Origin of the sequence: Neisseria lisongii (assembly GCF_028463985.1) — a bacterium.
Classification (GTDB): domain Bacteria; phylum Pseudomonadota; class Gammaproteobacteria; order Burkholderiales; family Neisseriaceae; genus Neisseria; species Neisseria lisongii.
In genome coordinates this window covers 1,368,866-1,387,767 of the sequence record NZ_CP116766.1, presented here as the reverse complement: position 1 = coordinate 1,387,767, position 18,902 = coordinate 1,368,866, and the positions used below count along the sequence as shown (strand labels likewise).

Below are 18,902 nucleotides of genomic sequence, written 5' to 3'. Positions count from 1 at the left end.
AACTGAGGAAATTATGAAACAGATTACACCGAAAACTTCTCTGAGTCTGATTGCCGCAGCTGTGGCTGCTTTATCCAATTCGGCATGGGCGGTGGATTTGACCTGCCAACATCGGAATGGATGTCGGCTTTTGAATACTCTAGAGAAGCCAAATGAATGGTCATTGTACCAAGGTGGGCGGATTGAACGAAAAGGGAGTGATTCATCTCTTTCTCTGATCATACCTGCCGGAAAATATGAAAATCAGAAAGTTATCAGTTTGTCAGATGGAAATGAGTCACCTGATTGGACTTGGAGCAATAGTATATTTTATGTCAATAGGAAGAATACCAATGTAACTCTTCAATCCGGTGTTTCGGCAACACTAGAAGATCAAAGAGATGATGAAGGGCGAGGCGATCCGGTCATTATCGAGACCAATGCAGCTTATAATAAAATCGAACAAGGGGTAACGTTGTCAGTTAACAAAAGTTATTTTGAAAAGAAAAATCTGCCTGCTGATGAGGGGGGGCATGATTCAGGTCATGCCATCACTATTAATGGTGACAACGGTAACGGAAAAATTATCACATTGGAAAATTCGGCAGATTTGATTTTAAATGGTTCTAGTGCAGTAGGTATCGATGAAAATGGCGGTGGTGTTCAAATTCACAGCAGCAATCATAAAATCGAATTAAACGGTAACGATACTTACGGTATTGAGTTGTCAGGCACCTCCAGTTTAATGATGGAAAATGTACATATCAGCGGGGGAGGTAAAAAAACCGCTGCTGTAGCTATGTATTCTAATGGAGGACAAGCGCCAACTGTTGCTGTCAATAACAGTACAATTCGGCTGGACGGAATCAACAGTACCCTCTTTGTCGTCGCAGATGGCGGTAATTTAACGGCAAATAATATCAAGGCGGAGGTTTCGGTAGGTGTTTATTATACGATTTCGGGTGAGGATGAATATTCTGCAACGCAAAATATCCATTTGAAAGACAGCAGTATCCGTGGCAGAGATGCACTGTTATTTATTAAACATGATAGCGATAGTTCTAAACCTAGAGTTAATCTGACGGCAGATAACAGTACATTGTACGGTATCAGTCGGATAGATGAAAAACGCCCAGAAAACAATGGAAAAATCAGCTTTACTTTAAATAATCAAAGCCAGTGGATTTATAACGGAAATAGCGAAATTGATGAGTTGATATTGAATCAATCGTCCGTAACTTCCACAGTTTCAGAGCAGTCGAATCAGTTCAACACCCTGACCATCAACGGTAATCTGAGCGGCAGCGGCCATTTTACGCTGAATACCGATTTGGCTTCCCAGCAGGGCGATAAAATTGCGGTCAAAGGGCAGGCGGAAGGTCGGCACACGATTACCGTCAACAATACTAAAAATGAGCCGAAAGCTGCTAATGGCAAGCTGACTTTGGTAGAAACCGGCGGTGGCAATGGGGTGTTTTCATTGACCAACAACAATGGTGGAAATTATGTCGATGCGGGTGCGTTCCGCTACAGTTTTAAAAAAGAAGGCACAAACTGGGTACTGGCACATCAGGGTATGCCGTCTGAAAAACCAGCAGAGCCAGTGAAACCGGCAGAGCCAGTGAAACCGGCAGAGCCAGTGAAACCGGCAGAGCCAGTGAAACCGGTAGAGCCAGTGAAACCGGTAGAGCCAGTGAAACCGGTAGAGCCAGTGAAACCGGTAGAGCCAGTGAAACCGGTAGAGCCAGTGAAACCGGTAGAGCCAGTGAAACCGGCAGAGCCAGTGAAACCGACAGAGCCAGTGAAACCGACAGAGCCAGTGAAACCAGCAGAGCCAGTGAAACCGGCAGAGCCAGTGAAACCGGCAGAGCCAGTGAAACCGACAGAGCCGGTACAACCAAATATGGCTAGTAAGGTGTTGAGCAATTATGCTAATGCGCCATTGGGTTATTTACAGGCTGCTTCGTTCTTGATTCAACAGCAGCAAAACATTGTCGGTCAACGCCAAACCGATTTACACCGTCAAGGCCGTCTGAGCGGTTTGTGGCTGCAAAGCGATTACGGACGTAGCCGTCATGATGCCCAAAATGTTGGCAATAATGCCCGCCGTAACGGTTTTAAAATGAATAGCCGTGGTTTTCAAATCGGCTATGATTACGGTTTCGGTGCAGGCTATATCGGCGTATTGGCAGGCCGAAGTAACAGTGATTTGCAATATGGCGGAGATTATTACAATACCGATCTGACTGCCGACAGTATCGGTTTGTATGGCGGTGGACACAGTGAAAACGGCTGGTTTGCTGATTCTACTTATCGTTATACCCGCTTCAAAGCCAAAACCAATGGCGAACAGACACGTTTGCACACGAACAGCCTGAATGTTCAAATTGGCAAAATCATTGCATTAAATCCAACTTGGCAGCTTGTGCCGAATGCAGGATTGACGGTCAGCCGTTTATCGGCAACTGAAAATGTCCCTGCCGTTACGCTGCTGCATAGTCGGGCCGGTGCAGACCTGCAGACTGAATATAATGTCGGTAGCGTGAAATTGCAGCCGCAAATCGGTGTTTATTATCTCGGAGAGCATAAACGCAGCCATGTTAATATCAATGGCTACCGATTTGATACGCCAAGCAATGGTAACCGTGCTGCAATCAAAGTCGGTATGAATGCTGATTTTGGTGCAAACGGCCGCTTGAATGTTAATGTTCAAAGAGAACACGGAAGCCGAACCCGCCGTCATTTGGCAACCGAAATCGGCTACCGCTTTACGTGGTAAACATCTATATTGAAATAAAACAAGCCGTCTGAAAATTGATTTTCAGACGGCTTTATTGTGCTGTTTTTTCTCTATAAAACAAAAATCTAGTTTCTTTGCCGCCAGACTAAGTCGCAGATGTCGTCTGTCGGGGTGAAGGCGGTGGGGGCTTCTTGCAGCAGGCGGCGGATTTGGGGTTGGTCGGCTTGGCGGCAGGCTTGGTCGAGGTGGTGGAGCAGTTGGTTAAGCTGCGGCCACGGCAGCATGATTTCGTTGGCGGTCATGATGCGGGGGTGGAAGGTGGTTTGTACGTTGTCGCCGATTAATAGTTCTTCGTAGAGTTTTTCGCCGGGGCGCAGGCCGGTGATGCGGATTTCGATGTCGCCGTCGTTGCGGGCGGGGTCTTTCAGTTTGAGGCCGCTCAGGCGGATCATTTGTTTGGCCAAGTCGATGATTTTGACGGATTCGCCCATGTCGAGTACGAATACGTCGCCGCCGCGCCCCATTGCGCCGGCCTGAATCACGAGTTGGGCGGCTTCGGGTATGGTCATGAAGTAGCGGGTGATGTCGGGGTGGGTGAGGGTAATCGGGCCGCCGGCGGCGATTTGTTGTTCGAATACGGGGACGACCGAGCCGGACGAGCCTAAGACGTTGCCGAAGCGCACCATGCAGAAGCGGGTGGCGGGGGATTCGGCGGCGAGGGCTTGCAGGCAGAGTTCGGCCATGCGTTTGCTGGCGCCCATGGTGTTGGTGGGGCGAACGGCTTTGTCGGTGGAGATTAAGACAAAGGTTGCGACCTTGCATTCGATGGCGGCTTGGGCGCAGGCAAGGGTGCCGAAGATGTTGTTGCGTATGCCTTCGATGGTGTTGAATTCGACCATGGGGACGTGTTTGTAGGCGGCGGCGTGATAAACGGTTTCGACACGGTAGGCATTCATCACGCTTGCCAGATGGTCTTGGTTTTGCACTGAGCCGAGCAGGGGGACGATTTCGGCGGTAATGTCGGGGTTTTCGCTTAATTCTTTATGGATATTGTAGAGGGCGAATTCGGACAGTTCGAATAAAATCAGTTTGTCGGGGCGGTAGGCGGCGATTTGGCGGCACAATTCCGAGCCGATGGAGCCGCCGGCACCGGTAACCATGACGGTTTTGTTTTGGATGTTGGCGCTCATTAGGAGATTGTCGGGTGCAACCGGTTCTCTGCCGAGTAAATCGACAACGGAGATTTTTTTCAGGGAACTGATGTTGATTTTGCCGTCCACCAAGTCTTTCATGCCCGGAATTGCCAATACTTCGCAGGAATATTGTTCCAGATTGCGGATAATGGTTTTGCGTTCTTCGGCGGTGGCGCTGGGAATGGCGAGCAGGATTTTTTTGACCCCGTAGCGTTTGATCAGTTGCGGGATTTCGTTTGGGGCATAGACTGCCAAATCGTAAATCACGGTATGTTGCAGCGTCGGATTGTCGTCGGCAAAGGCAACGGCGCTGTATTCTTTAACCTGTTTGATGGCTTCCAAAAGCTGCCGCCCCGAGCGGCCGGCACCGTAGATGATGACGGGCGACATATTGCGGTGGTGGCGTTCGGACAAAACGGTACGCAGCATCATGCGGGAGCCGGTTACCAATACGACCAGCAGCAGGAAATAGACCACCGGCAATGCCAGCCGCAGGCGTTGTTCGAATACAAAAACCGACAGGAAAAAAATCAGGGTAGAGAGTACGCTGCCGAAAAAAGCGGTGGTCAGTACCCGCACGCTGACAAAGCGGGTAACGGCCCGATACAGCCCCAGCCGCACGAATATCCAGATGGTGAAAAAGGTGGTGCTGGCAAATGCCGCCCAGTTGGCGGTTTGCAGCCATTCGTCGGAATAATCTGCTTTTAAACTCTGGGTGAACCAGAAGGCGGCAAAAATCATCACCGTATCGTGAATCACGAAAAAGGTTTTTTTGACGCTGCGGGGAAGTGATAACAGGGTGTCCAAGTTCATCGGGTTTGGGCTTGCTTTAATCTGCGGTGGACGGTGGCATTTTCAGACGGCCTAGGCCGTCTGAAAATTGGGTTTTGTCAACAATATTATATAGCGGAAAGATGTTTCTCTATAGTGGATTCACTTTAAAAGTAGTACAAGGCGGCGAGCCGAAGACAGTACAGGTAGTACGGCAAGGCGAGCCAACACAGTAATACTTTTAAAGTGATTCACGATATACCAAGAAATCAGCTGTCTGCTTCTTCTAACACGTTTTCAATGTGTCGGCGGCAAAAGGTGATTTCGTCGTCGCTCAAGGTCGGGTGAACCAAAAACATCAGCGAGGTTTCGCCTAATTCGACAGCATTTTTCAGACGGCTTTGCGGCCGCCACGGGGTGTGGTCGAAGGCTTTTTCCAGATAGACTTCCGAGCAGCTTCCTTGATAAACGGGTACGCCCCGTTCGGTCAGCGCTGCGATGATTTTGTCTCTGCTCCAGCCGGTTTTCAGTTTTTCGGGGCGGACGAAGGCGTAAAATTTGTATTGGGCGTGTTCGATATAGTCGGGAACTCGGATGAGGCGGATACAGGAAAAACGGCTCAAGGTTTCGGCAAGGGCGGCGGCATGGCGGCGGCGGGTTGCCGACCATTCGGGTAGGCGGCGCAGTTGGATGCGGCCGATTGCCGCCTGCATTTCCGTCATGCGCCAGTTGGTGCCGAAACTTTCGTGCAGCCAGCGGAAGCCGGGGGCGTGGCTGCGGCGGTACACGGCATCGTAGCTTTTGCCGTGGTCTTTATACGCCCACATTTTCTTCCACAGGGTGTCGTCGTTGGTGGTAACCATGCCGCCTTCGCCGCCGGTGCTGATGATTTTGTCCTGACAAAACGACCATGCGCCGATATGGCCGATTGAGCCGACCGAGCGGCCTTTGTAACGTGCGCCGTGGGCTTGGGCGCAGTCTTCGATAATCCACAAATTGTGTTGTTCCGCCAGTGTCATGATGTCGTCCATTTCCGCAGGCATTCCCGCCAAATGCACCACAATCACGGCTTTGGTATTCGGGGTCAAGACCGCACGTATGCTCTCGGCGGTAATGTTTTGGCTGTTTAAATCGACATCGGCAAATACGGGGTTGGCGCCGACGGTTACAATGCAGGAAGCGGAGGCGAGAAAGGTGCGGGAGGTAACAACCACATCGTCGCCTGCGCCGATATTCAGGGCTTTGAGGGCGACATCTAATGCCAGCGTGCCGTTGGCGAGGGCGACGGCGTGGCGGGTGCCGGTGTAGGCGGCAAATTCCCGCTCGAATTCGCGGCATTCCTGTCCCGTCCAATAATTGACTTTGTTTGACAGCAGCACACGGGATACGGCATCGGCTTCTTCCTGTGTGAAGCTCGGCCACGGCGACAATGAAGTGTTCAACATAAAGCGTTTTCCTTAAATCTGTTTTTCCACCAACGGTTTGGCCGGATTGCCGACCACCGTGAGGCCGTCTGAAAAATCGTTAATCACCACAGCACCTGCGCCGACAGTAACCGCTTGCCCGATACTCACGGCTTGGCGGCTGCACGAGCCGATGCCGAACCAGCTCAAATTGCCGACTTCGGTTTGCCCCGCCAAATGTGCGCCGGGGCTGATGTGGACAAAATCGCCCAAACGGCAGTCGTGATCAATGCTGGCAGCGGTGTTGATAATGCAGCCGCAGCCTGTGGCGGCACCGGCATTGACGGCGGCTTGGGCGAAAACAACTGTTCCCGCACCGATGCGGCTCAAGGGGCTGACAAACGCAGCGGGGTGGATAATTGCCGGTAATGCAAAGCCCAGCGAGTGCAGTTTTTGATATACCGCTGCACGGGCGGCATTGTCGCCGACGGCAACGGCGGCATCAAATTCCTGCGGCAGGATTTCGTTGCCCAAGAGACTGCTGTCGCCCAATACCGGAAAACCGAGGATTTCAGACGGCCTGTCGGCACGGTCGTCCACAAAATACACGCCTTGCCACTGTCCGCTCAAACGGGCGGTATCGGCAACCACTTTGCCGTGGCCGCCTGCGCCGACAATCACCAGCTTGCGTTTGTTGCCGGTAAACACGGGCATGGTGGCTTCGCCTGCGGCGGAAATACCTTCTTTCACGAATACTTTTTTCACGGTTTTCAACAGGATTTTCATGTCCAGCCAAAAACTTTGGTGATCGACATACCACACATCAAGGGCAAATTTTTCCGGCCACGAAATCGCATTGCGGCCGTTTACCTGCGCCCAGCCGGTAATGCCGGGGCGTACTTCGTGGCGGCGTGCCTGAAAGTCGTTATACAGCGGCAGATACGCCGTCAGCAGCGGGCGGGGGCCGACCAGACTCATCTCACCTTTCAACACATTCCACAATTCGGGCAATTCGTCCAAACTGGCGGCACGCAGGCGGCGGCCGAAAGGCGTGAGCCGCTCGCTGTCGGGCAGCGGATTGCCGTTGGCATCCGTTGCATCGCGCATGGTGCGGAATTTAATCATTTTAAACAGTTTGCCGTCTTTACCGGGGCGTTCCTGCACAAAAAACACCGGCGAACCGAGGTTTTTGCGGACGGCGTACACCAGCCAAAGCAGCAACGGCGACAATGCCAGCAGCGCTGCGGCGGATACGGCAATGTCGAACAGGCGTTTGCAGCAGTTATTCATGGGTGAGTCTTTCAATCATTTGCTCGAACGTGCGGTAGGCAGTTTCACGGTCGAAGCGTTCCCGAACAGCTTGGCTCTGCACATGGCCGCCGTCGGAAGCCAGCAGGGTTTTTGCCGCCGCCATAAAACCGGCAACATCGCCCGAACGGTATTGCGCATGGGGCAGCAGTGTCAGCAGCGAGCGTACTTCCGGGTCGGTTTGGCTGCTGATAACCGGTTTTTGCAGCGCCATATAGTCGGAAAATTTATTGGTAACCGACTGCATGGCGTGGCTGTGAATCGGATTGACGGCAATATCGCAGCCTTTTGCCAGCGACATCATCTCATCGTAGGGCAGATAGCCGTGAAAATGCAGGGCAGGGTGGGCGAAGCGTCTGAGTTCCGCCTCGTTCGGCCCGCCGCCCATAATGTGCAGCGCCACCGGATAACCCTCGTCGGCAAGCTGCGCCACGCCTTGGCAGACAGTGGCAACATCATAGCTGAAACTGAGCGTGCCGAGATAGAAAAAACGCACGGTATTATCGCCGAAATCATGCGGCGGCACCGCCTGAAGCCGTCTGAAATCCGCACCGATATACACGGTTTCGGCAGGAACGTCGGGATTGGCCCGCTGCGCCCGCTGCAGATAGGTTTGCGACACGGCAAGCAACGCATCGGCACAGCGGTAGGCACGGTCGGCACGGCGGGCAAACGGCAGCAGCTGCGGCGGGATTTTTTTCAGCACGGGCAGCACGGCGGAAAAAGACTCCGGCCACACGTCCTGCACGTCGATAATCAGTTTGTAGCCCAAACGTCGCTTGTATTTGCCCAGCAGCAGATTGGTCGCCATCAGCGGATAGGCGGAAACCACCACGTCCCATTCGTGCGGACGGCATTGCTGCAGGCGGCGTTCGAGACTTTGTGCCAAACGGTGGTGGCTGATCAGCCGTTGCAGCGAAACGTTTTTTGCGTAGCCGCTTTCGGCCAGCAGCTCGATTTTGGCTTCTTTCAGACGGCCTTGCGCAGCCGCCTGCACAGGCGGGCGGAAGGTTTTGTCGAAATGGCGGAAATTGCTGGTCAGCAGCAACACATTGTGCCGCTGCGCCAGCCGCTGCGCCAGATATTGGAAGCGGTTGAAATACGGCTCGTCCGGCAGCGAGCAGAAAGGGGCGACAATGGTAATGTTCATAGGTTTAGGCGGGCGGTTGGCGTTTTCAGACGGCCTTTACATACGGTAGGCATCCATTGTGGTGCGGTAGATTTCATCGTCCGAACACAAAGCCGTAACGTGGCGGTTGAGGGCGTTGCCGAGCTGTTTGCGCAGTTTCGGGTCGGCGCTCAAGCGGACGACGGCATCGATAAACGCTTCCTGATTGCCGAACGGAATGCAGAAACCGGTTTGGCCGTTGATTACGATTTCGGAAATGCCCGCCATATCGTAGGTTACGACAGGCGTGTGATACAGACCGGCTTCGAGGATATTGTTGCCGACACCTGCGCCGTGGTCGCCGATACAGTGCGGCGTATTGACGAGAATATCGGTCTCACCGAAAAAAGCGGTCAAATCACGCACGCCGCCTAAAAAATTGACCTTGTCGGCAATGCCCAAGCGTTCGGCCTGATGTTTCAGATTTTCCATTTCTTCGCCGATACCGGCAATCTGCAGCCGCACCGGCAAGCCTTTATCGAGCAACTGTTTGAATATGTCGATCATCAAATGCACCGCCCGCACTTTGTCGAGGCGGGAGAGCGTGCCGAGCATGATGAAATCCCGTCGGCTTTTTTCGGGAACACGGTCGATTTGGTGCAGAGCGTTGTAGGTATAGCGGATGCGTTCGGCAGGGAAACCGTGGCGGATCAGCTTTTCCTGCTCGTGGCGGCAGTTGCCGATGATGTACACGCCCAAACGGTCGAACATTTTGGCGATTTTCGGATAAGTTTCCGGATTCAGCCCCCGGGCGTGGTAAAACACTTTGGTTTTCGGCGAAGCCAAACGCACAGCGGCGACGCAGCCGGGGACGATTCTCGCCATTTGGCAGTGGACGATGTCGGGCTGTTCCTGTTTGAGCATTTTCATCAGCGCAAACACCGCTTTGATATAGCCGAACACGCCGCCCCGATAAAAATCGACCGGTTGCCACATCATGCCCGCCGCCTGAGCATCGGGCAGCAGCGGCCCGTCTGACGATGCCAAAATAACACGGTGGCCGCGTTCGGTCAGCAGACGGCCGAGCCGGAAAGTGGCGTTTTCCGTGCCGCCTAAGCCCGCCATGGAAGTGGTAAGAACGATTTTCATGATGTTTGCCGGATAAAAAAATATGCGTTGTGGAAGAATGGGATTTTAGCTGAGGCGGCGGCATTTGACCATTCGCCGCCGCTATTTTTGTTTGCGGTAAAACCTGATGTTCAGACGGCCTAGGCCGTCTGAAAACCGTCAAAACCGTCGGACGAAGTGCAAAAAACGGTTCCGGTTGCGGTATGCCAGCCACAGCAGGGCAGCGAGCCAAACGGCGGCGAACAGGGGATAGTTTTCACGGTTGCCGAACAGCGTATAGCAGAGGCACACGCTCAGGCAGGCGGTAGCGGCGGCGTAGAGCGTGCGGCGGGGCAGCGGTTGCCACAGTCGGGCAGAAAGCTCGGTTTTCAAAATAAAAAACAGCCAAAACGCCGCCGCCGTTGCCGCCGCCGCACCTTTTGCACCCAAGGGCGGAACCAGCTGATAGAGCAGCAGCAGGTTGGCGGCAAGGGCGGCAAGATTGACGGCGGCAATCAGACCGGTTTTTTTTACCACGTTCAAACCGATGCCGCCGACTTCCGTCCACGTATAAAACAGCGGCACCAGCAAGGCGGCGGGCAGGATAAACGGCACATCGGCGTAGGCTTCGGGCAGCAGCCGTGCGGCGGCGGGCGAGGCAATGCCGACCAGACAAATCAGTGCCGCCGTGGCTTGGGCGACCAGCAGCGCAATGCCGCCGATTTTGTCGCAGTGTTCATGATCGTTTACCCATTTGAACACCATCGGGGCCCAAATGGTGGAAAAAATACTCTGCACAATCAGAGCGACGGCGCTGAAATTGAGTGCCATCGCATACACGCCCAACTGTTCCAGCCCCGCCCACTGTTTGAGCAAAAAGCGGTCGAGCGAGGCAAACGCCCAATAGGTCAGATTGGCAGCGGCCAGCGGCAGCCCGTATTTCAGGGCGGCACGGTGGGTGTCGGCGCACCAAGGGGCTTTTGCGGCGGCAGCGAGCGTGCGGCGGCTTTGCCACAACAGCAAGGCAACGGCGGCGGTTTGGGCGGCGGCGTAAATGCCGAACAAAACGGCGGTATGGTTGGGCAGGGAAAACAGAATACAGCCGGTAATCAGCAGGCAGACCAAGATTTTGGGCAGCAGCTGGCTGAACGAAAACGCCCATGCCCGCTCCTGCATCCGCAGTGTCAGCGACAAAAAACGGGTCAGCAAAAACGCCCCGATAAACAGCCCACCCGCCGCCAAACCGCGGCTGCTTGAGGAAAACAGGATTTCAGACGGCCAGCGGTTGCCGGACATCAGAAAAAACGCCGCCAAAACCAGCGGCAGCGGCAACACCGTTTTCAGCAATGCGGCTTTGTCGGCAGCGGCGTGGTATTCCCGGATATACGCCTGATCCAAACCCAGCCCGAACAGCAAAATCCCCAGTCCGGCAACGGTTTGCAGCAAGGCCACACTACCGATGTCGGCGGCGGAAAAATGCCACGACATCAGCGGCAGCGATACGATACCGAAAGCGGCGCTACCGATCGGGCCGAGGGCGTAGGCAAGGATTTTGTGCAGTTTGGGCATGATGGGGGAATGGTTAAAAGAGAAGCCGTCTGAAAACGGATATAACGTCTAGTTTGATAACGGATAAATGATTTCACTATACTGGGTTGTGTTTTTGCACAATTCCGTTTTCAGACGGCCTTTATCAGGCTTTCACCACGTTGGGGCGGCCGGACGGAAAGCGGCCGCGGGTGTCCACAATCAGTTTGGCGTGTTCGGCAATCATGGTGTAGTCGAATTTATCGTGGTCGGTGGTCAGCACCACGCAGTCGAAGCCCGCCAGCGTCTGCGGTGTCAGCGGCGTGCTGGAAAGCTCGAAGCGGGCGTGTCCGGCGATGTCGGGAAACTCGGCGACGTGCGGGTCGGAATAGGCGATGTCGGCACCGAGTTTGGCCAGACGTTCCATAATTTCGACAGACGGGCTTTCCCGCATATCGTCCACGTTTTTCTTGTAGGCAATGCCCAAAATCAGGATTTTGCTGCGATTGACGGCCTTGCTTTGGCGGTTGAGCGCCAGCGTAACTTTTTCAATCACATAATCGGGCATATAGGAATTGACTTCGCCCGCCAGCTCGATAAAACGGGTATTGACACCGTATTCCCGTGCTTTCCACGTCAGGTAGAAAGGGTCGATGGGAATGCAGTGGCCGCCCAGCCCCGGGCCGGGATAATAGGCGACGAAACCGAACGGTTTGGTGGCGGCGGCATTGATGACTTCGTGAATGTCGATGTCCATTTTGTCCGCCACGATTTTCATCTCGTTCACCAAACCGATATTGACGGCACGGTGGATATTTTCCAACAGTTTGGTCAATTCGGCGGCTTTGGTGGAACTCACCGGCACCACCGTATCGATGGCGGGGCGGTAGAGTGCCAGCCCGACTTCCAAACATGCGCCGGTGTGGCCGCCGATGACTTTGGGAATGGTGCGGGTTTCAAAATGCGGATTGCCCGGGTCTTCCCGTTCGGGCGAATACACCAAGAAAATATCTTTACCGACTTTCAGGCCGCCCTCTTCAATGCGGGGCAACAGTTCTTCTTCGGTCGTGCCGGGGTAGGTGGTCGATTCGAGCGACACCACTTGTCCGGCACGCAGATAAGGTTTGATGGCATCGGCGGTGTCGGTAACGAAGCTGATGTCCGGCTCTCGGTAGCGGTTGAGCGGTGTCGGTACGCACAAAATTACGGCTTCGACTTCGCCGATACGGGAAAAGTCGGTGGTGGCTTCAAAACCTTTGCTGCGGGCGGCAGCGATTTTGTCGGCGGCGATGTGTTCGATATAGCTTTCGCCCCGGTTTAATTTGCCGACTTTTTCACGGTCGATGTCGAAACCGAGAACCGTGTAGCCGATGTCGGCATAGCGCAACATCAGCGGCAGGCCGACATAGCCCAAGCCGACAATGCCGATTTTGGCGCTTTTGTCGGCGAATTTTTGAATGGTTTGATTGTTCATGGTGTTTCTCTGGAATATGTGAATTCGCTAAAAGCGGGATAAGGCGGGCAAACGCCGTTATTCTTTTCAAGTGCGTTCACGATAGGGCGGCAAACGTGTAATCATAAGCCTTTGTACAGTAGGATTCAAATGGAAAATCAAGATATAGTGAAATAACCTCAAAACACTATATCGTTGGCTTCGTCTTGCCGCTTTGTATGGCTTTGGGGTTATTTCACTAAAAGGCCGTCTGAAAACCATGAACTGCACCCCAAAAGTTGGACACCCCTCCAACTTTAAAAGGTGCAGTTTTCTTATGTCCAAATATAACCTACACTTCAAATACCGAGCCGTACTCCATTATCACCAAGTGCACAGCCAACAGCGCACCGCAGAGCACTTCAACGTCTTGCGCACCCACCTGCGCCGTTGGATAGCCGCCTATCGGCAAGGCGGTATCGCCGCACTTCAACACCCGCAGGCTACGTTTATGAAGACCAAACGCAAAAACCCGTTTATCGCCGACAAACCCGACCACCAAAAAACCCGGGCGGAACTGATTGAAGAGTTACGTTACATGAGGGCGGAGAACGACTACCTAAAGCACATGAAAGCCCTCAACGAAAAGAACGCCGCCAAAGCTGCGAAACCGTTCAAACGTTGAGAGCGAAGCACCCGCTGAAATATCTGCTGCACAGTGCCGGCATTCCCAAAAGCAGCTTTCATTACCATATCGGCAAAGCCGATCCCGATGCGGCGGCCAAAACCGCAGTAAGTGAAGTCTATCGCCGACACAAAGGCCGCTACGGTCATCGGCGGATTGCCGCCGTATTGTCGTGGAACAAAAAGAAAGTGCAGCGCATTATGGGTTTGTTGGGACTGAAAGCCAAAGTCCGCAGCAAAAAAGCCTACCGTCCGCAGGTAACAGGAGAGGCTTCGGATAATATTCTTAATCGTGAATTTACTGCCGGCAAACCGGCAGACAAATGGCTGACCGATGTGACGGAGTTCAAATGCACAGACGGGAAGCTTTACTTGTCGCCGATATTGGATGTGTTTAATCGGGAGATTGCGGCCTATTCTTTAGGCCGCAGAGCAAACAGTAAAATGGTGGCGCAAATGTTGGATAAAGCATTTGGTCGTCTGAAAGGCCAAACGCCGCTGCTGCATTCCGACCGGGGTGTGCTTTACCGCACCGGGGCTTATCGGGCGAAACTGGCTGAGAAAGGAATGGTGCAAAGCATGTCGCGCAAAGGAAATTGCTGGGACAATGCGCCGATGGAGCGTTTCTTCGGTACATTAAAAGAAGAGAGCTTCTATCAGGAAGGTGCGTTGTCGGTGGCAGAGCTGACAGAGGTAATAGATGATTACATACGTTACTACAATCATGAGCGGATTAGTTTAAACTTAAAAAAGCTGAGTCCTGTCGGCTACAGAACCCAGCTTGAAAAGGCTGTTTGAGAAAGATTCTTAACTTGTCCAAGTATTGGGGGGCAGTTCACCATGATACCGTTTTCAGACGGCATGGCTATGCTGCACTGTCCGCCCGTGCCAGCACCCATTTGATGTCGTTGCCCAATATTTCCACGCTGAGGCTGTGCCATGCGGCGGGGGCGGCGAGTGCCTGCGGCTGTTCGTTCAGGGCAAACGGCGTTCGGGCAGGGTTGCCCAAGATTTTGGCAGACTGGTAATAAACGATTTCGTCCACCAAACCCGATTGCAGCCATGCGCCGTTGAGGGTGGCACCGGCTTCGATCATCAGCTCGCCTATGCCTTGCTGCGCCAGTATCCGGCACAAATCCGCCAAGTCGATTTGTCCGGCGGCATTTTCAGACGGCCTGATGATCCGGACATGCGGCTGCTGCAGATAGGGTGTGTGCCGTTCGGGATCGTCGATTAAGGTGGCGATCAGGGTCGGGGCGGCGGTGTCGGTGATGAGATGGCAGTCCGGCGGCGTTTGCAGGCGGCTGTCCAAGATAATGCGTGCCGGTTGGCGCAGGGTCGGGAAACTGCGGACGGTCAGGCGGGGATTGTCGGCCAATACGGTGCCTATTCCGGTTAAAACGGCGCAGCTTTCGGCACGCAGAATCTGCACATCTTCACGGGCGGCATCGCCGGTAATCCATTGGCTGCGGCCGTCTGAAAGTGCGGTTTTGCCGTCGAGCGAGGCGGCGCATTTGAGTTTGACAAACGGGCGTTGGCGTTCGATTCGGGATAAAAACCCCCGATTGAGTGTGCGGGCTTCGTGTTCCAGCAAACCGGAGCGGGTTTCGATACCGGCGGCACGCAGCATGGCCAAGCCGTTTCCCGCTACCAGCGGATTGGGGTCGGTCATCGCCGCTACTACCCGTTTGATACCCGACTGAATCAGGGCTTCGGCGCAGGGCGGCGTGCGGCCGTAGTGGCTGCACGGTTCAAGCGTAACATAGGCGGTTGCGCCGACGGCGAAATCACCCGCCTGACGCAGGGCGTGGACTTCGGCATGCGGCCCGCCCGCACGGATATGGAAGCCCTGTCCGACAATCTGGCCGCCTTGTGCAATCACGCAGCCGACACGGGGATTGGGCGAAGTGGAAAAACGCCCCAACCGTGCGAGGGAAAGGGCGTGCTGCATCATTTGAATATCGGTTTGGTCGAACATGGTTTGGCTTTGTAAAAATCCGTTTTGCCGGTTTTCAGGCGGCCTGAAACCATGGAAACGGGAAATGGAGATTATTTTGAAACCGTCGGCGTATCGCCGTTCGGCGGCAACAGGGCAATCGCCCGGGCAAATTCGGAAACGTCGTGGAAACTTTTATACACCGATGCAAAACGGACATATGCCACTTGGTCGATTTTCAGCAATTCTTCCATTGCCATTTCGCCAATCATGCGGGACGGGATTTCCTTCACGCCGAGGCGGTAGATACGCTGCTCGATCAGCGCCACCGTTTCATCGATTTTTTCCGCCGACACCGGCCGCTTGTGCAAAGCACGGGCCAGGCTGGTGTGCAGCTTGTGCGGGTTAAACGACACACGGCAACCGTTGCTTTTCAACACCTGCGGCATCCGCATTTCCACAGTTTCAAAAGTGCTGAAACGCTGGCCGCAGGCCGGACAGCGGCGGCGGCGGCGGATACTGTTGGATTCGTCCAAAAGGCGGGAATCAGTAACCTGAGTGTTGGCGTGTTGGCAAAACGGACATTTCATGTAGCAGACAGTCGGTGTGTAAACCGGATATTGTAGCGTATCGGTAGAGCGGCGTATAGGCGGCGCTGCGGAAAAGGCCGTCTGAAAATGAAAAAACGATTGAGACGGTTAATCAGTGCGTGCTAAGATTGCTGCGGGGCTGGAAACAACAAAGCCCCATTGGAGGTGGGGCTTTGTTGCGAAACCGGCCTTAGAAAGGAGCGGTTTCAAAATGAAACTATAGTTGAAATTGTTATTTCCCATACGGCGTTGGCTTGCTTTGCCGTATTATTCATACTGTCTTCAGCTCGCCGCCTTGTCTGGAAAATAACACTTCCAACTACTTACCATCTCGATCGGAAATTTCATTATGAACATCACTATTGATGCTCGGATTATCTTAGCGTTGATAATGCTGTTTAGTCAATGATTATTTCCCGCCAATAAAAACAAATGTTTTTTCCGCCTGCTGTTGCAGGCGGTTTTTTTATTTAAACCGATACCCCGACCGCACGGGCGATGGCGAGGCCTTCTTCGGTACTCATATACACCGGTTCGGCGGGTTTGTCGGAGCGGACGATGTCGCCGTGTTGGAACATCGCCAATTCGTTTACCGCCAGTTGCAGCCATGATTCGTCGCGGGTCAGCGGAAGCGTGGCGATGACGGCGACTTTGTCGTTGGGCGTGGTTACTTCGGCAAAATCGATCATCACGTCGTCGTCCAGCAGCCGTGCTTTGCCGAACGGGGCTTTGCGTACGATATAGTGCAGCAGCGTGCTGGCGTGGGCAAACAGACAGTCGCCGTTGGACATCACAAAGTTAAACAGGCCGTGGCTGCGGATTTCGGCGGTCAGAGCGGCAATCGCCGCAAACAGGGTTTCTTCGTCGGGTTTTTCGGGAAAACGGCTGCGCAGGCTGTTTAAAATATAGCAAAACGCCCGTTCGGAATCGGTGCTGCCGACCGCTTTGTAAAACACGCCCTGTTCGGGATAAAAATCCAGCAGGTGGCCGTTGTGGGCAAACAGCCAGTATTCGCCCCACATTTCCCGCATAAACGGATGGGTATTGGCCAGCGAAGTCTGTCCTTGCGAGGCTTTGCGGATGTGGGCAATCACGTTTTCCGATTTAATCTGGTAGGCACGCACCAAATCGGCCACCGGCGAATCGGCGCTGGGTTTGTCGTCGTGAAACAGCCGCACGCCTTTGCCTTCAAAAAAACCGATACCGAAACCGTCGGCGTGATGGTCGGTAATGCCGCCGCGGCGGCGGAAGCCTTCAAACGAAAACATAATATCGGTAGGCGTGTTGCAGTTCATGCCGAGTAATTGACACATAAGACTAGCCTGATGAAAAACGGTTGCTGAATTTTTGATGATACGGGATTTTTGGCGGCTTGGAAACGGGCGGGGCGAAAACATTGTTTTGAGCAGCGCAAAGGCCGTCTGAAAACCGATAGATTGCGTTTTCAGACGGCCTTTCCGGATTCAGTCCGCTATAAAAAAGCAGGCGGAATGTTCCGCCTGCTTTATTTGGCACGGGATTAATACCAGCCGCGCAGTTTCATGGCTTTTTCGACACGGCGGATGCTCATCATATAGGAAGCGGTACGCAAATCGACTTGGTATTCTTGGGCAAGATTCCAAATGTCGTTGAAGGCACGGCGCAGCACCACGGTTTCTTTTTCCTGAACTTCGTCAAATTCCCAATAATAGCCTTGCAGGTTTTGCACCCATTCGAAATAGGATACGACCACGCCGCCGCAGTTGGCGAGAATGTCGGGTACGACCAAAACGCCGTTTTGGTGGAGAATGGCATCGGCTTCGGGCGTGGTCGGACCGTTGGCACCTTCGACCACGATTTTGGCACGCACTTGGGCGGCGTTTTCAGAGGTGATTTGGTTTTCCAGTGCGCAAGGTGCCAATACGTCCACATCCAAGGCGAGCAGTTCGGCGTTGGTGATTTCTTTGCCGTAACCCGCTTCGTTGGTTACAAAGCCGTTGGCTTGGAATTCTTTGATGATGGCATCCATATCCAAGCCGTTTTCGTTGTAGATGGCCACATCAACGGTGGAAATGGCAACCACTTTGGCACCGGCTTGGTGGGCGTAATAGCCGGTGTGGTAGCCGACATTGCCGAAGCCTTGAATGGCGTAGGTAGCGCCTTTTACGTCTTTGCCCAGTTTGGCCAAGGCTTGGACGGCGGCGAAATTCACGCCGTAGCCGGTGGCTTCGGTGCGGGCCAGCGAGCCGCCGAATTCTACCGGTTTGCCGGTAAATACGCCCGGTGCGGATTTTTTAACGATGTTTTCGTAGGCATCAACCATCCACGACATGATTTTGCCGTTGGTGTTGACATCGGGAGCGGGAATATCGATTTTTTCGCCGATCAGCGGGGAAATGGCTTCGGCGTAGGCACGGGAAATGCGTTCCAATTCGGCTTCGGAATAGTCTTTCGGATCAAGTGTGATACCGCCTTTGCCGCCGCCGTAGGGAATGCCTGCCACGCAGCATTTGAACGTCATCCATGTGGAAAGGGCTTTGACTTCGTCGAGATTTACATTCGGATGGAAGCGTACGCCGCCTTTAAACGGGCCGACGGCGTTGTTGTGCTGCGCACGGTAGCCGGTAAAGGTTTTGACGCAGCCGTCGTCGAGTTTGACCGGAAAATTCACTTCCAGCGTGCGCATCGGGTTTTTCAGGATTTCGTACACGGCCGGATCGGCATTCAGACGGTCGCAGGCGGCTTTCACTTGTTTTTGGGCAATTTCAAACGGATTGAGGGTTTCTTTTGCTGCGGAATGAGACATTGTTTTTCCTTTTTGTGTGGGTTGGGGAACAATATTCGGATAGCGTGGATTCACTTTAAAAAAGGACGGGTCGGCACGGTACTGTTTTAAAGTGAATGCACGATAGCGTAACTATATACAAAAACACGGATGAATGTAATAGGGTGTAGTAATTATTCGGGCGTACGCCGTAAGGGGCGGGTGTGGAAAATAACCGTTTTCACTGTTATCGTGAATTCACTTTAAAAGATTACAGCATTGGCTCGCCCGGCTCAAAGAGAACGGTTTTTGTAACCGGATTAAACAACAATCCGGACAAAACCTGTCCCGTACTATAGTTAATTCACTTAATTAAAGAGA

At 53.5% G+C, this 18,902-nt stretch carries 14 protein-coding genes; 3 read left to right on the top strand and 11 right to left on the bottom strand.

Annotated elements, in window-relative coordinates:
• The first annotated feature begins 13 nt into the window (after positions 1-13).
• Positions 14-2,758, top strand: a complete 2,745-nt coding sequence (locus tag PJU73_RS06330) for an autotransporter outer membrane beta-barrel domain-containing protein (RefSeq protein ID WP_237091566.1) — start codon at positions 14-16, stop codon at positions 2,756-2,758.
• A gap of 86 nt (positions 2,759-2,844) precedes the next feature.
• Here PJU73_RS06330 and PJU73_RS06325 read toward each other — a convergent pair whose 3' ends face one another.
• The 7 genes from PJU73_RS06325 to PJU73_RS06295 form a co-directional block, all read right to left on the bottom strand.
• Entirely contained in the window at positions 2,845-4,725 is a 1,881-nt protein-coding gene (locus PJU73_RS06325; protein ID WP_237091567.1) for a polysaccharide biosynthesis protein, read from the bottom strand.
• A 227-nt stretch (positions 4,726-4,952) separates the two neighbouring features.
• Complete coding sequence (locus PJU73_RS06320; protein WP_237091568.1) at positions 4,953-6,128, bottom strand: DegT/DnrJ/EryC1/StrS family aminotransferase; 1,176 nt, start codon at positions 6,126-6,128, stop codon at positions 4,953-4,955.
• A 12-nt stretch (positions 6,129-6,140) separates the two neighbouring features.
• Positions 6,141-7,376, bottom strand: a complete 1,236-nt coding sequence (locus PJU73_RS06315) for a NeuD/PglB/VioB family sugar acetyltransferase (RefSeq protein ID WP_272606692.1) — start codon at positions 7,374-7,376, stop codon at positions 6,141-6,143.
• Positions 7,369-8,544 carry a glycosyltransferase gene (locus PJU73_RS06310; RefSeq protein WP_237091569.1) on the bottom strand — a complete coding sequence of 392 codons (1,176 nt, stop codon included), beginning with the start codon at positions 8,542-8,544 and terminating at the stop codon, positions 7,369-7,371. The genes PJU73_RS06315 and PJU73_RS06310 overlap by 8 nt, the downstream gene beginning before the upstream one ends.
• Positions 8,545-8,580: 36 nt before the next feature.
• A complete protein-coding gene (locus PJU73_RS06305; protein WP_237091571.1) occupies positions 8,581-9,651 on the bottom strand; it encodes a glycosyltransferase family 4 protein in 1,071 nt (356 codons plus the stop codon).
• 138 nt (positions 9,652-9,789) lie between these two features.
• On the bottom strand, positions 9,790-11,178 hold the full coding sequence (locus tag PJU73_RS06300) for a lipopolysaccharide biosynthesis protein (RefSeq protein ID WP_237091573.1): 1,389 nt from the start codon (positions 11,176-11,178) through the stop codon (positions 9,790-9,792).
• A gap of 124 nt (positions 11,179-11,302) precedes the next feature.
• Positions 11,303-12,610: a nucleotide sugar dehydrogenase gene (locus tag PJU73_RS06295; RefSeq protein WP_237091574.1), complete on the bottom strand. Its 1,308-nt coding sequence runs from the start codon at positions 12,608-12,610 to the stop codon at positions 11,303-11,305.
• A 295-nt stretch (positions 12,611-12,905) separates the two neighbouring features.
• On the opposite strand from PJU73_RS06295, the gene PJU73_RS06290 reads away from it, so the two are divergent.
• On the top strand, positions 12,906-13,253 hold the full coding sequence (locus PJU73_RS06290) for a helix-turn-helix domain-containing protein (RefSeq protein ID WP_272606691.1): 348 nt from the start codon (positions 12,906-12,908) through the stop codon (positions 13,251-13,253).
• A complete protein-coding gene (locus PJU73_RS06285) occupies positions 13,250-14,050 on the top strand; it encodes an IS3 family transposase (protein WP_237092029.1) in 801 nt (266 codons plus the stop codon). Before PJU73_RS06290 ends, PJU73_RS06285 begins: the two co-directional genes overlap by 4 nt.
• Before the next feature lie 67 nt (positions 14,051-14,117).
• On the opposite strand, the gene ribD is transcribed toward PJU73_RS06285, so the two are convergent.
• The 4 genes from ribD to PJU73_RS06265 form a co-directional block, all read right to left on the bottom strand.
• Complete coding sequence (gene ribD / locus PJU73_RS06280; RefSeq protein WP_237092017.1) at positions 14,118-15,230, bottom strand: bifunctional diaminohydroxyphosphoribosylaminopyrimidine deaminase/5-amino-6-(5-phosphoribosylamino)uracil reductase RibD; 1,113 nt, start codon at positions 15,228-15,230, stop codon at positions 14,118-14,120.
• Between the two features lie 71 nt (positions 15,231-15,301).
• Positions 15,302-15,778 (bottom strand): transcriptional regulator NrdR, encoded by a 477-nt coding sequence (gene nrdR / locus PJU73_RS06275; protein ID WP_237092018.1) that lies wholly within the window; start codon positions 15,776-15,778, stop codon positions 15,302-15,304.
• A gap of 470 nt (positions 15,779-16,248) precedes the next feature.
• A complete protein-coding gene (locus PJU73_RS06270; protein ID WP_237092019.1) occupies positions 16,249-17,091 on the bottom strand; it encodes a class II glutamine amidotransferase in 843 nt (280 codons plus the stop codon).
• Between the two features lie 206 nt (positions 17,092-17,297).
• Positions 17,298-18,563: a Glu/Leu/Phe/Val family dehydrogenase gene (locus PJU73_RS06265; RefSeq protein WP_237092020.1), complete on the bottom strand. Its 1,266-nt coding sequence runs from the start codon at positions 18,561-18,563 to the stop codon at positions 17,298-17,300.
• Between the last annotated feature and the right edge of the window lie 339 nt (positions 18,564-18,902).

What these genes read in the sequence shown, in the direction of transcription:
- PJU73_RS06330 (WP_237091566.1), top strand. Translation starts at nt 14, where the DNA reads ATGAAACAGATTACACCGAAAACTTCTCTGAGTCTGATTGCCGCAGCT.
- PJU73_RS06325 (WP_237091567.1), bottom strand. Translation starts at nt 4,725, where the DNA reads ATGAACTTGGACACCCTGTTATCACTTCCCCGCAGCGTCAAAAAAACC.
- PJU73_RS06320 (WP_237091568.1), bottom strand. Translation starts at nt 6,128, where the DNA reads ATGTTGAACACTTCATTGTCGCCGTGGCCGAGCTTCACACAGGAAGAA.
- PJU73_RS06315 (WP_272606692.1), bottom strand. Translation starts at nt 7,376, where the DNA reads ATGAATAACTGCTGCAAACGCCTGTTCGACATTGCCGTATCCGCCGCA.
- PJU73_RS06310 (WP_237091569.1), bottom strand. Translation starts at nt 8,544, where the DNA reads ATGAACATTACCATTGTCGCCCCTTTCTGCTCGCTGCCGGACGAGCCG.
- PJU73_RS06305 (WP_237091571.1), bottom strand. Translation starts at nt 9,651, where the DNA reads ATGAAAATCGTTCTTACCACTTCCATGGCGGGCTTAGGCGGCACGGAA.
- PJU73_RS06300 (WP_237091573.1), bottom strand. Translation starts at nt 11,178, where the DNA reads ATGCCCAAACTGCACAAAATCCTTGCCTACGCCCTCGGCCCGATCGGT.
- PJU73_RS06295 (WP_237091574.1), bottom strand. Translation starts at nt 12,610, where the DNA reads ATGAACAATCAAACCATTCAAAAATTCGCCGACAAAAGCGCCAAAATC.
- PJU73_RS06290 (WP_272606691.1), top strand. Translation starts at nt 12,906, where the DNA reads ATGTCCAAATATAACCTACACTTCAAATACCGAGCCGTACTCCATTAT.
- ribD (WP_237092017.1), bottom strand. Translation starts at nt 15,230, where the DNA reads ATGTTCGACCAAACCGATATTCAAATGATGCAGCACGCCCTTTCCCTC.
- nrdR (WP_237092018.1), bottom strand. Translation starts at nt 15,778, where the DNA reads ATGAAATGTCCGTTTTGCCAACACGCCAACACTCAGGTTACTGATTCC.
- PJU73_RS06270 (WP_237092019.1), bottom strand. Translation starts at nt 17,091, where the DNA reads ATGTGTCAATTACTCGGCATGAACTGCAACACGCCTACCGATATTATG.
- PJU73_RS06265 (WP_237092020.1), bottom strand. Translation starts at nt 18,563, where the DNA reads ATGTCTCATTCCGCAGCAAAAGAAACCCTCAATCCGTTTGAAATTGCC.